The organism is Bartonella sp. AA23NXGY, from assembly GCF_042197165.1.
Taxonomy (GTDB): Bacteria; Pseudomonadota; Alphaproteobacteria; order Rhizobiales; family Rhizobiaceae; genus Bartonella.
In genome coordinates this window covers 176021-189002 of sequence record NZ_JBHIRO010000001.1, presented here as the reverse complement: position 1 = coordinate 189002, position 12982 = coordinate 176021, and the positions used below count along the sequence as shown (strand labels likewise).

General features: G+C 38.0%; 10 protein-coding genes and 1 pseudogene. 6 read left to right on the top strand and 5 right to left on the bottom strand.

The genetic code is table 11. The features are described 5' to 3' along the window. Nucleotides 1-368: 368 nt before the first annotated feature. The 5 genes and pseudogenes from ACFINY_RS00785 to ACFINY_RS00765 form a co-directional block, all read left to right on the top strand. Nucleotides 369-1304 (top strand): annotated as a pseudogene (locus ACFINY_RS00785) (DnaB-like helicase C-terminal domain-containing protein); the annotation flags it as partial. 6 nt (nucleotides 1305-1310) lie between these two features. After that, entirely contained in the window at nucleotides 1311-2687 is a 1377-nt protein-coding gene (gene radA / locus ACFINY_RS00780) for a DNA repair protein RadA (protein WP_375611228.1), read from the top strand. Nucleotides 2688-2829: 142 nt separating this feature from the next. Further along, nucleotides 2830-3372, top strand: coding sequence for a CvpA family protein (locus ACFINY_RS00775; protein WP_375611227.1), 543 nt, complete (start codon nucleotides 2830-2832; stop codon nucleotides 3370-3372). A gap of 115 nt (nucleotides 3373-3487) precedes the next feature. Continuing rightward, the gene (gene purF / locus ACFINY_RS00770) at nucleotides 3488-4981 is read left to right on the top strand and encodes an amidophosphoribosyltransferase (RefSeq protein WP_375611226.1); all 1494 of its coding nucleotides are present in this window, start codon (nucleotides 3488-3490) and stop codon (nucleotides 4979-4981) included. A 2-nt stretch (nucleotides 4982-4983) separates the two neighbouring features. Continuing rightward, complete coding sequence (locus ACFINY_RS00765; RefSeq protein ID WP_375611299.1) at nucleotides 4984-5733, top strand: SDR family NAD(P)-dependent oxidoreductase; 750 nt, start codon at nucleotides 4984-4986, stop codon at nucleotides 5731-5733. Nucleotides 5734-5803: 70 nt separating this feature from the next. On the opposite strand, the gene pssA is transcribed toward ACFINY_RS00765, so the two are convergent. From pssA to cysS, 5 genes are all read right to left on the bottom strand, one after another. Further along, on the bottom strand, nucleotides 5804-6643 hold the full coding sequence (gene pssA, locus ACFINY_RS00760; protein ID WP_375611225.1) for a CDP-diacylglycerol--serine O-phosphatidyltransferase: 840 nt from the start codon (nucleotides 6641-6643) through the stop codon (nucleotides 5804-5806). A gap of 8 nt (nucleotides 6644-6651) precedes the next feature. After that, a complete protein-coding gene (locus ACFINY_RS00755) occupies nucleotides 6652-7350 on the bottom strand; it encodes a phosphatidylserine decarboxylase (RefSeq protein WP_375611224.1) in 699 nt (232 codons plus the stop codon). 117 nt (nucleotides 7351-7467) lie between these two features. Next, complete coding sequence (locus ACFINY_RS00750; protein ID WP_375611223.1) at nucleotides 7468-9351, bottom strand: ABCB family ABC transporter ATP-binding protein/permease; 1884 nt, start codon at nucleotides 9349-9351, stop codon at nucleotides 7468-7470. A gap of 115 nt (nucleotides 9352-9466) precedes the next feature. After that, the gene (locus ACFINY_RS00745; protein ID WP_375611298.1) at nucleotides 9467-10138 is read right to left on the bottom strand and encodes a DUF421 domain-containing protein; all 672 of its coding nucleotides are present in this window, start codon (nucleotides 10136-10138) and stop codon (nucleotides 9467-9469) included. 50 nt (nucleotides 10139-10188) lie between these two features. Beyond that, the gene (cysS, locus tag ACFINY_RS00740; RefSeq protein ID WP_375611222.1) at nucleotides 10189-11697 is read right to left on the bottom strand and encodes a cysteine--tRNA ligase; all 1509 of its coding nucleotides are present in this window, start codon (nucleotides 11695-11697) and stop codon (nucleotides 10189-10191) included. 499 nt (nucleotides 11698-12196) lie between these two features. On the opposite strand from cysS, the gene ACFINY_RS00735 reads away from it, so the two are divergent. Further along, complete coding sequence (locus ACFINY_RS00735; protein WP_375612942.1) at nucleotides 12197-12565, top strand: TIGR02301 family protein; 369 nt, start codon at nucleotides 12197-12199, stop codon at nucleotides 12563-12565. The last annotated feature ends 417 nt before the right edge of the window (nucleotides 12566-12982 follow it).

The following is a 12982-nucleotide window of genomic DNA, read 5'->3' as shown; positions in this document are numbered from 1 at the left end:
TTCCTTCTTTTAAAAAACTCCTTCTCACAAGACACTCATTTTCTTGTTTTTAAATTCAAAAATAATTGCTGCTGTTGTGCAAGGCTGACTATTATGTAGAATATCAGAAACTTTCCTCTTTATAGGACAACCTCTAACCTTTTAACAAAAATATTTTCTAATCTATCTGAAAAATTACCCTAATTACCGCAATATAAAAAACAAGCAGTGTTTTGAATAATACAGCACAGAGAAAATTCTACAACATGCAAAATATTCTTGATATAAAATTGCATAAAAACTGATATCTAACAAAAGGAAAGTGTATAATTATGCTAGAAAAAAAAGAAGACTGCGATAGTAGATTTGACAGTCTTGATGACGCTATCAAAAGAGTTGTTGATATAGCAAGTGCTGCAAAAAAACGCTCTTCGCAAATATCAGGGATAGCGACTCATATTCAAACACTTGATGAAAAAATGGGAGGATTACAACCATCCGACTTAATTATCCTTGCGGGACGCCCTGGTATGGGTAAAACTTCACTTGCTACCAATATTGCCTTTAATATTGCCAATGTTTATAATTATAATGGTAATATCCAAGAAAATGAAGGCGGCATTGTGGGATTCTTCTCACTTGAAATGTCCTCAGAGCAGCTTGCAACACGTATTATTTCTGAACAAACGGAAGTCTCTTCTTCTGATATTCGACGTGGTCATATTTCAGATGAACAATTTTCAAAAATTATTCGTACGGTAAATCATCTCCAAAAGGCACCCCTTTATATTGATCAAACTGGAGGAATATCAGTTTCACAACTGGCTGCCCGTGCTCGACGTCTCAAGCAAAAACATGGTTTGGATGTCTTAATTATTGATTATATCCAACTCATGACAAGTGATTTAAAATACACATCTGAATATCGTATTCAAGAAATCACTGCAGAATTAAAAGCCTTAGCGAAAGAATTAAATATCCCTATTATTGCTCTTTCACAACTTTCACATCAAGTTGAAAACAGAACAGATAAACGCCCAAAACTTTCAGATTTAGGTGGATTTGGTTCTATTGAGCAAGATGCCGATATCGTTTTATTTGTCTATCGTGAAGAATATTACCTCAAAAATGAAGAACCAAAGTTCGGTAGCCTTGAACATATGAAATGGCAAGAAATAATGGATAAAGTTTTTGGAAAAGCTAACGTTATTATTGCAAAACAGCGCCATGGGCCGACAGGAATCGTGCCCCTTGCCTTTCAATCTGATTTCACACGCTTTAGTGATCTGGCCGATAGCAATTACCTTCCAGAGCAAATTGGTTAAATCGACATGGCGCGTAATCGTATTCAATTTATCTGTCAAAATTGCGGAACCATCCATTCTCGTTGGGCAGGGAAATGTAGCGCTTGTGGGGAATGGAATTCCCTTATCGAAGAAACTATAAATAGCGGCATAGGAAGTGGTCCTAAGCAGAATGCTCGTAAAGGACGCATTGTCACACTCACATCTCTTTCTGGAAATATCGAAGATGCTCCACGTATTCATTCTGGTATTGCTGAACTTGATCGTGTTACCGGTGGGGGCTTTGTCCGTGGATCAGCACTCCTTGTTGGAGGTGATCCGGGTATTGGTAAATCAACATTGCTAACACAAACAGCTGCTGCTTTATCTCGTAAAGGATATAATGTCATCTATGTTTCAGGTGAAGAGGCTATTGCGCAAATTTGTCTGCGCGCACAAAGGCTTGAAGCTAACAATACAGAAGTGAAACTTGCTGCTGAAACCAATGTTGAAGATATTCTGGCAACCTTAAGCGAACATAAAAACCTTGATATGGTGATTATCGATTCGATTCAAACCCTATGGTCAGATACAGCAGATTCAGCACCTGGCACTGTCACACAAGTACGTATCGGTGCTCAGGCAATGATCCGCTTTGCCAAGAAAACAGGAACCGCCGTTGTTCTTGTTGGGCATGTTACAAAAGATGGACAAATTGCTGGTCCTCGAGTCGTTGAACATATGGTTGATGGCGTTCTCTATTTTGAGGGTGAAGGAGGACATCATTATCGCATTCTTAGAACTGTAAAAAATCGCTTCGGACCAACAGATGAGATTGGTGTCTTTGAAATGTCTGATAAAGGATTACGCGAAGTGATAAATCCATCTGAATTATTTTTAGGGGAACGTAATGAAAAAGCACCAGGCGCTGCTGTTTTTGCAGGAATGGAAGGGACACGCCCGATACTCGTAGAAATTCAAGCGCTTGTTGCTCCTTCTTCCCTTGGGACACCAAGACGTGCAGTTGTCGGATGGGATGGAAATCGCCTTTCTATGATTCTTGCCGTTTTAGAAGCCCATTGTGGCATTCGTTTTGGACAGCATGATGTCTATCTGAACGTAGCAGGTGGATATCGCATATCAGAACCCGCTGCTGATTTAGCTGTAGCCGCTGCTTTGGTATCTTCTCTTGCCAATATCGCATTGCCAACGGATTATGTATATTTTGGTGAAGTCAGTCTTTCAGGAGCTACCCGCGCTGTTGCACATTCAGCACAGCGCATCAATGAAGCAAAAAAACTCGGCTTTCAAGGAGCCTTTCACCCCACAACAACAACCGAAATGATGAAGTCGCTCAACTTTCAACAAAAAACTTTCTCCGACCTTCCCGAACTCGTTGCTACTCTTACCGTAAGTAAAAAATGATCTGCACCACAGATATGATAATATAGAAAAAACTCTATAAAATACAAAAGATCCTTGCTATAAGAACAAAAAATGGCATAACAAAAAATATATTTGCACACAGACTTAAAAGAACACAACTTTATGTATAAGGAACAAACAAATGATCATAACAATCCTTGATGGAATTGTCGTAGTAATCATCCTGTTGTCCGCTTTTCTTGCTATGCTTCGAGGATTTTCACGTGAAGTGTTATCGTTGATTTCTTGGGCAGTTGCAGCTGTTACGACACTGTTTTTATTCAAACCTGTCTTACCTTTCTTTGAACAATATCTCTCTAATAAAATGATTGCATTGATCACAACATTGGTCACAATTTTTATTATTGTTCTCATTATTACTTCAATTATTACAATGAAGATCTCTGATTTTATTATTGATAGTCGAATTGGTATCCTTGACCGTGCTATTGGTTTTATTTTTGGAGCACTTCGTGGTTTATTTATCATGGTCATCGGTATGTTGCTGCTTAATGCACTGATTAAACCCGAGCTTCAAGCGAATTGGTTAAAAAATGCAAAAACAAGGCCTATTTTAGATTCATTGGGACAAAAAGTTTGGGAAATACTCCCCAAAGATATTGGATCTGTTCTCGAAAAGACGGAAAATTTGTTTAAAGACAGCAATAAACATACGTATGAGTAACACTCTCATGAAAAGATAATTTTCAAAAAATAGAGAATAGTTTTTCATGAGGAAAGAGAACTAAATGATGTAAAATGTGATATTAATGATTCCTACATATCACAACTGAAAGAATATGATGATAAAAAGCGATGTTTTCTGTCAAGAATTTTCATTAGATGATGATACCCTTCATGAAGAATGTGGAGTTTTTGGTATTCTTGGGCATGAAGATGCCGCAACATTAACAGCTCTTGGACTCCACGCACTTCAGCATCGTGGGCAAGAAGCAGCTGGGATTGTTTCTTACCATAATAAAATATTTCATCAAGAAAAGCATTTAGGTCTTGTTGGAGATCACTATACAAACCCTGCAACACTTGCGCGCTTACCAGGAAATCGTGCTATTGGACATACCCGTTATTCAACAACTGGAGAAGTGGCATTACGCAATGTTCAACCCCTTTTTGCTGAATTGAAAGTTGGAGGTATTGCTATTGCGCATAATGGTAATCTTACCAATGGTCTCACATTACGCCGTGAACTCATCGCTTCTGGTGCTATCTGTCAATCAACGTCGGATTCAGAAGTTTTTCTCCATCTTATTGCCCGCTCACGTTATGAGTCGTCCTCTGATCGTTTTGTTGATGCGATTCGGCAAGTAGAAGGTGGGTATGCTATGTTAGCGCTCACACGTACAAAACTTATTGCGGCACGCGATCCAACAGGAATTAGACCTCTCGTGATGGGGGAACTTGATGGTAAGCCTATCTTTTGTTCTGAAACTTGTGCTCTTGATATTATTGGAGCAAAATATGTCCGTGATGTTAAAAATGGAGAAATCATCATATGTGAAATACAAAAAAATGGGGAAATTACAAAAAAAATTATAAAACCAGAAAATACACAACCAGAAAAACTTTGCTTGTTTGAATATGTTTATTTTGCCCGCCCAGACTCAATCGTTGGAGGGCGTAGTGTTTATACAACACGCAAAAATATGGGAATCCGTTTAGCACAGGAAGCCCCTTGTGAGGGTGATGTTGTGGTTCCTGTTCCTGATGGAGGAACGCCTGCTGCAATTGGCTATGCACAAGAAATTGGAATTCCCTTCGAGCTTGGCATTATTCGTAATCACTATGTTGGCCGCACTTTTATCGAACCAACACAACAAATTCGCGCTTTTGGCGTCAAGTTAAAACATTCGGCAAACCGTCCTGTGATTGAAGGAAAACGTGTTATTCTGGTTGATGACTCTATTGTGCGTGGAACAACATCCCTTAAAATTGTACGAATGCTTCGCGATGCAGGAGCAAAAGAAGTTCATATGCGCATTTCTAGCCCTATGATTTTTTATCCTGACTTTTATGGTATTGATACACCTAAAGCTGAAAACCTTTTAGCAAATCAATATCCAGATTTAAAATCTATGTGTGATTTTATTGGAGCGGATTCATTAGAATTTCTTTCAACGGATGGATTATATCTTGCTGTAGCAGGGGAAAAACGGAATAACGCCAATCCACAATTTACTGACCATTATTTTACTGGATATTATCCTACGCATCTGGTTGATCAAGAAAATCTCTCCAAAATTCATCAATCATCTGTTCTTAAAACAAGAGATTAATGATGACAAAACGTGACTTTAGTCTCCATGGGCGTGTTGCACTTGTTACTGGCGCATCAAGAGGGATTGGCTATCATTTGGCACTCGAGCTTGCTGCACGCGGCGCTCATATTATTGCTCTTGCACGAACAGTCAGTGGACTTACTGAATTAGATAATCAAATCCGAGAAAAAGGGGCTCATACAACCCTTGTTCCCCTTGACTTGCATCATATGGAAAACATCGATACCCTTGCTATCTCAATTGCCAAACGCTGGAAAAAACTTGATATTATCGTTGCAAACGCAGGAATTCTTGGAACACTCTCACCAATAGCGCATATAGAAAACACGGTATTTGAAGATGTTTTTCAAATAAATCTTTTCAGCCAATGGCGCTTAATGAAAGCCGTTGAGCCTTTATTACGTGAATCTGATGCTGGACGAGCCATCCTGTTATCCTCAAGCGTTGCGCATGCTGCGCGCCCTTTCTGGGGAGCTTATGCAGCCTCTAAAGCGGCTTTAGAGGTGATTGCCCGCTGTTGGGCAGAAGAACTCAAACAAACCCCTATTAAGATTAATTGTGTCAACCCTGGTGCCACACGCACTGCCATGCGCGCTGAAGCTATGCCCGGTGAAGATCCACAAACTCTCCCTTCACCACAAGAGGTTGCAAAAAAGATAGTCCATTTGTTATCACCTGATTTAAAGGAAACTGGAAAACTCTTTAATGTCCATAAAAATCGGTTTGTAGATTATCATGTACCTGATTGATCATCATATGAGAAGTAAATCGTTTGACTCTCTCTTTTTCCTGTGATTTTCGACAGAAGAATGAAGCACTTTATAATTCTTGGATAGCTTTAGCATCAGCCTTTTTCTCTTCTAAAGTAGCACGTTTATTATAAGCGATAAAACTACACGGGAGAAAAATCATATAGCTAACAGCTGTAATCAATAAAGTTTCCCATGTGTAAGTCGCAAGAAAACCGACATAAATAACAATGACCAACATGCACGGTATAACGATATCGCGCCTTAAATTTTGATCAATTGTTTTTGCATTCCATACCGGTAAACGACTAATCAAAAGAAAAGCAATAATTACAGTATAAAGACTAAAAAATAATGCCCACCCCCAATTGGGGACCAAACCAAGAGTGCCTAAATAGGTAGGCAATAAAAGTAATAATGCTCCTGCTGGTGCTGGAACACCAACAAAATAACTTCTCTGCCACTTAGGTATATTGGGGTTATCTAACATCACATTAAAACGTGCTAATCGCAAACAACAAGCAACACAATAAACAAGGGCAGCAACCCACCCAATATGATTCGCTTGATTCAAGATAAAAGAATAAACAATGAGTGCAGGGGTAACACCAAAATTTATAACATCAGCAAGAGAATCCATCTGTGCCCCAAAAGATGAACTACCATCTATTAAACGGGCAATGCGACCATCAGCACCATCTAAAACTGCAGCCAAAAGCACCATTAAAATAGCAGCTTCATAACGATGTTCAAAAGCCAAACGAATGCTGCTCATCCCTGCACAAATTGCTAAAATAGTAATGATATTAGGAATAACATACCGCATTGATGTAGGTGAACGCCGCCGATTTGCAACATCATCATGCTGCCCCTCAGGATTGAATGAAGAAAATGGCGAAAAATTTTTCATTGTGAGTCCTAATCGTATCTGAAGCCCGTTGTGGCACTCTTATCATCAAAAGAACCCAAAACTGTTTCTCCAGCAATTGCTGTCTGTCCAACTGCAACACGCAATTTCATTTCAGTTGGTATATAAACATCAAGGCGAGAACCAAAACGAATCAATCCAAATCGCTCACCAGTCATAACGGCATCGTTTTCTTTTGACCAGCAAACAATCCGGCGTGCAACCATTCCCGCTATTTGTACGACACCAATTTTACCATGTTTGCTATCAATTACCACCCCATTACGCTCATTAAACTGACTAGCCTTATCAAAGTCAGCATTGGTAAATCGACCTGGATGATAAACGATAGACTCTACTGTACCACTGATAGGAATACGATTAATATGGCATGAAAAAACATCCATAAAAATGGAAATACGAATCATTTCATCTTTCCCTAATCCTAATTCTTCAGGTGGAACACATGATTCCACAAATGAAATACGCCCATCTGCAGGCGACATAACCCAATTTGAATTCAAAGGGATCACACGATCTGGATCACGGAAAAAGTATACACACCACACCGTGAGAACGAGACCAAACCAAAACAACGGACTCCATATCCAACCAAGAATGAGCGAAATAACAAAAAACGCTACAATAAAAGGATAACCTTCTTTATGAACCGGTACAAAGCTATTATGGAAAGATTGCAGAATACTCATATAATTTCCTATTCATCGTAAACTTAAACAAGCAACAAAGCTTTTTGTTCCTCTTGTGTCTTTTTATGTATTTAATCAATCACTCCATATAAAGATATAGATTACATTTTGCTCTATTTATTTTTTACGATTAACAACACTCGTCTCATCTTCTTCACGCATTTTACGTAATTTTTCTTCCGCTTGCGATGCTTCAAGCTGCTTATTCCACATTGAAGCATAAAGACCTTTCTTGCGTAAAAGCTCTGTATGCGTCCCATTTTCAATAATACGACCACTTTTAAGAACTAAAATTTCATCCGCATTGATAACAGTAGAAAGACGGTGCGCAATAATCAATGTTGTACGTCCACGGCTTACAATATCCAATGCTTGTTGAATTTCCTGTTCCGTCGCCGTATCAAGAGCCGCCGTTGCTTCATCTAGAATAAGAAGTGGAGGAGCTTTTAAAAGTGTCCGTGCAATAGCCACGCGTTGTTTTTCACCACCTGATAATTTGAGACCTCGCTCTCCTACCACAGACTGAAAACCTTCCGGTAAAATTTCAATAAATTTTGATATTTGTGCCATTTCAGCAGCTTTGCGCATCTCTTCATCTGTAGCACTTGGACGCCCATAGCAAATATTATAGGCAATTGTATCATTAAATAACACCGTATCTTGTGGGACCATGCCAATCGCTTCACGCAAACTTTTTTGTGTTACATCACGAATATCCTGCCCATCAATTGTGATAGATCCTGCATCAACATCATAAAACCGAAAAAGCAACCGAGAAATAGTAGATTTACCGGCACCCGATGGACCGACAATAGCGACTGTTTTTCCTCCAGGAACTTCAAAATCAATATCTCTGAGAATCTGACGTCTCGAATCATAGGAAAACTTTACCTGATGAAAACAAATGGTCCCATCGCTTATCTCTAACGGTTTAGCATCCGATTTATCAACGATCTCTTTCTGAACATCTAAAAGATCAAACATTGCTTCAATATCCGTTAAACCTTGTCGAATATCACGATACATTGAACCAATAAAATTTAGTGGAATGGAAAGTTGCATTAAAAGCGCATTAATAAAAACAAAATCTCCTAAAGTTTGTGTCTTATAAAAAACTTCATAAGCTGACATCAGCATCATGATCGTCATTCCAATACCAAAGATAAGAGTCTGACCAAAATTAAGCCAGCTTAAAGATGTCCAAATCTTTGTTGCGGCTTTTTCATAACCTACCATAGAAGCATCAAATCGATCGGCTTCTAGAGTTTCATTACCAAAATATTTGACCGTTTCAAAATTCAAAAGAGAATCAACAGCGCGAGTATTCGCCTCAGTATCCGCTGTATTCATTTTTTGTCGAATGCGAATACGCCAATCACTCGCCTTAATGGTAAACAAAATATATAATCCAACCGTTACAACAACAATGAGAAGATAATGCCACCCATAACTTATATAAAATACCAGTGCCGTTAATATAAATTCTAAAACTGTTGGTACTGTACTAAGAATTGAAAATCTTACGATCGCTTCGATTCCTTTTGTTCCACGCTCAATCACACGAGAAAGCCCACCTGTTCGGCGTTCCAAATGAAATCGCAAAGATAACTCATGCATATGTACAAAGGTTTTATAAGCTAATTGACGAACAGCGTATTGACCAACAGTGGCAAACAGGGAATCGCGTAATTGATTTAATCCAGCCTGCATAATACGCGCGACATTGTATGCCAAAACAAGCATGATGGGAATAATCCAACTGGATGGGAACCATTCAGGTAGCTGAAAGCTTGAATCAAGCACATTCGTAGAATATTTAAATAAATACGGTACAGATATGAGAACGAGCTTAGCCAAAACAAGATAAAATATTGCCCATAGCACACGCATTTTTAGATCACGCCGCCCTACCGGCCACATATAGGGCCATAAATTGTAAAGTGTGTGCAGAGTCTTCCCTGTATCTGATGATACAGTTTTTGTCATTTCATTGCGTTTCATAAAGTCCTTACTTCTCTATCATCCGCACAAACAGGCAAAATACCCTCTGTGGTTATTTATAGATTCATCTCTTCATTATGGCTTCCAATAAGCTATACCTACCCGTTTTTTGAAGTTAGACTGTTTTTGAAAAAGGAACAAGAAATAATCCACTATACAATTTATTATTTTGATCTGTATTTTCATACCACTCTGCTGCAAATAAATTTTCAACTTTTACATGTTTTTTTTTCAATTCTGCCTGAAGCCATTTTTTTGTTTTACCAATCTCTTTCAGCCCCTTATCAAGAATTTCACCATTTTGTATTAAAATGATAGACTTCTTTCCTTCTTCCTTTTTAATAACGGAACAATCGCCATTGGTTTCTAAACGAACGAAAGCAGCTTCATGTAAACTACAGCCTTTAATGCGCAACATTGTAATCAGATCATTCACACTGATACCTAATTTTTTAATCTTATCCACTTGAAATACTCCATCTAAAACCAATGCAATATGTCGTCCTGCAATAAGACGACGAAAAAAAACTGAATAGCGCATCAGAAAATTAAGAGATGTGACTAAAGTCTGCCAAATAAATAAGACAATCAACAATTGAATACTGCTAACATCCGGACTATAAATAACGCCTCCAATAATACTTCCCATGACAAAATTACTTACCAAATCAACTGGCGTCATTTGACTAAGACTACCACGACCTGTGGTTCTTAAAATCAAGAGGAAAGCGATAAGTCCTACAACTAGTTTTAGTGCAACATACCCATAATGATATAAAAATTCCATCATATTCTCCTTTTTTATGGAGCTGCTGGAATAGAGACATTAGTGTCGCTTTAGTGTCGCTTTATTTCCCACACAGTTATGCGCTCACCACTCTGCGGATCCTTACTGTCTTTTAAAAGAACCCCCTTGGCTGCAAGCTCATCACGAATTGTATCCGCAGCTTCCCACTCTTTATTATGGATAAGTCTTAGTCTTTCGGCAATGCGCTGATCAATAAATTTTGTATCAAGGAAAGTTTTTCTCGTAAATAATGGGCAATCTATTTCTTTAATCCATTCTTGTCTTAACAGTCCTAATAAATTCATCCCATTCAGAAGAGCCAAAGCATTTCCTTCTTTATAAAATTTTCGCAAAAGAGTCAGTGCTTTTGGAGTATTAAGATCATCACTAAGTGCATCTATCAAAGTATCATCAATTGCTTCATTGTTTTTCATCTCACTCTTTTTGCTGCGAAGCCATTCATACCAACGATACAGTTCGCTGCTCGATTGTATTAAACGCTGTGCTGTCCAATTTAATGGTTCACGATAATGCGTTTGCAACATCGAAAAACGCGCAGACAAACCAGCCCAATTTTGCTTCATTTCATCGGTTAAAATACCATTAAACTCCCCCAAATTATTCTCTAAAACAGAACGAATAGTTATGAAATTGCCAAAGCTTTTCGACATCTTTTTGCCTTCAACTTGTAAAAAACCATTATGCATCCAAAAATTAGCCATTCGCTCCGTCCCAAAAGCTGAACAACTTTGTGCAATCTCATTTTCATGATGAGGAAAAATTAAATCAATTCCACCACCATGGATATCAAAAACATTGGCGGTCGGATCATCACAGGTTAAACCACCGCCATAGGGCGCTAATAACTTTGCCATTGACATTGCAGAACATTCAATATGCCAACCTGGACGACCTAAAACAGGAATTCCGCCCGGTGATTTCCAACCTGGTTCTCCTTCCACAGAAGGCTTCCACAAAACAAAATCCATCTCTTCCCTTTTATAAGCAGCAACATCGATACGCGCCCCCGCCCTCATTTCATCTAAAGAACGATTTGCAAATGCCCCATAATGGGGAGGATTTTTTATGCTACTTACAGAAAATAATATATGATTTTCCGCTTCATAAGCGTGCCCCTTTTCAAGCAACCTTTCAATTAAAGAGCGCATCTCCTCTAAATGCTCAGTGGCGCGTGGCTGACTGGTTGGCAACAGACAACCAAGTGCTATGGTATCTTGCTGAAACTGAGAATATGTACGTTCTGTTAAGTGACGAATAGCCTCATTCAATGATACGTTTGGATATTCGCTAGCTGCTCGTGCATTAATTTTATCATCGACATCTGTAATATTACGTGCATATAGAACATGCTCATTGCCATAAACATGACGCAATAAGCGAAATAAAATATCAAAAACAATAACAGGACGTGCATTTCCTATATGCGCATAATCATAAATTGTCGGTCCACAAACATAAAGACGTACTCTTGTCGCATCTATTGGTGTAAATTTTTCTTTTTTACGTGTTAGCGTATTATAAAATCGCAACTCTTTCATTTATTGACTCCATGGACGATATTATGCACCGATCCTTTTAGATGTATCTTATCTCAAATCATTGTATTACGCGGTTTAAGCTAAAAACTTGTATCTTTTATAGTAAATTCTTCTTACCATTTTCCCATTGTATTTACGGCTGTATTCATCGTTTATCATAAAAACAATCTATTTTATTTGATTGGACAAAAGCGTTCTATCATTAGAGATGCTTTCTCTCCTTAAAGAAAATGAGCTTAGAAAAAAATCTATAGGCAATACAATATAAATCTATGTGAAAAATAGATAGTTTGCAGAAAGAAAATCTTAAATTTTTAACCACACAAAGCTTCGTCAGTATTTTCAATATTCCACAATGGGTTCCTTACTGCCTCTTACGCCCTATATTTTATAATCAATAATTGAGAATAATGTAGCAATTAACTTTATTTTTACACCGTTCTCATGACAAAATTATTTTATCTTTACAGAGTTTTATTCAAAGAAAGCAATAAAAATAATGCGGTATAGATTGATGAACATCATTATTTTAATATTTCTTGTCATTTCAATGCCAACCTTTGCACAACAATCTCCACCTTATGAAAAAAAATTACTCCGACTAGCAGAAATTTTGGGATCATTGCATTCTCTCCAAAATCTTTGCGAGCCTCCAACAAACCAATGGTATGACTATATGAATGCACTGATTGAAGCAGAACGCCCCATTCCACAAAGACGTGCTTATTTTTATGAAGCGTTTAATGAAGCGTATCGTGCTTTCTCAGAAAATTATCATCATTGTACACAAGCAGCCATTGAAGCCAACCAAAGATACATTGAGGAAGGAAGAATTTTATCTGAAAACCTCCTCATGCATTATAAATAATTAATCTATACAAAAAGTATCTCTCTCAATTTTAGCGGTATCAATGATACTCCTTTCACAAATGCGGGGAGCAATAAACCAGCTCTGAAAATAGAGAGACGTTTAAAGAATAATGTCTCGATACGCTTTTATTCGTATGAGCGCCTTTTTCCCCATACAAAATCGCTCTTTGGCTTCCTCCCCACACCTCAAAGGACGAAGATTTTTAACTAAATTTGCTCTGTAAATAATCTAGGTTCTTGTTGAACAAGGTTCCTCTTGGCTTCTAACGCATGTAATTTGCTGCATAGTTTCTACAAACAAGCCTAAGAATATTCACCACGCATTAAAAAAACACTTATGTATCAAAGAGGCTGACATACCCTATATCACCACTCTAAAAGATGGTATTTTACGGCATACTTATAATTTTAATCT

Coding starts and splice junctions, on each gene's coding strand:
- radA (WP_375611228.1), top strand. CDS start 1,311: ATGGCGCGTAATCGTATTCAATTTATCTGTCAAAATTGCGGAACCATC.
- ACFINY_RS00775 (WP_375611227.1), top strand. CDS start 2,830: ATGATCATAACAATCCTTGATGGAATTGTCGTAGTAATCATCCTGTTG.
- purF (WP_375611226.1), top strand. CDS start 3,488: ATGATGATAAAAAGCGATGTTTTCTGTCAAGAATTTTCATTAGATGAT.
- ACFINY_RS00765 (WP_375611299.1), top strand. CDS start 4,984: ATGACAAAACGTGACTTTAGTCTCCATGGGCGTGTTGCACTTGTTACT.
- pssA (WP_375611225.1), bottom strand. CDS start 6,643: ATGAAAAATTTTTCGCCATTTTCTTCATTCAATCCTGAGGGGCAGCAT.
- ACFINY_RS00755 (WP_375611224.1), bottom strand. CDS start 7,350: ATGAGTATTCTGCAATCTTTCCATAATAGCTTTGTACCGGTTCATAAA.
- ACFINY_RS00750 (WP_375611223.1), bottom strand. CDS start 9,351: ATGAAACGCAATGAAATGACAAAAACTGTATCATCAGATACAGGGAAG.
- ACFINY_RS00745 (WP_375611298.1), bottom strand. CDS start 10,138: ATGGAATTTTTATATCATTATGGGTATGTTGCACTAAAACTAGTTGTA.
- cysS (WP_375611222.1), bottom strand. CDS start 11,697: ATGAAAGAGTTGCGATTTTATAATACGCTAACACGTAAAAAAGAAAAA.
- ACFINY_RS00735 (WP_375612942.1), top strand. CDS start 12,197: ATGCGGTATAGATTGATGAACATCATTATTTTAATATTTCTTGTCATT.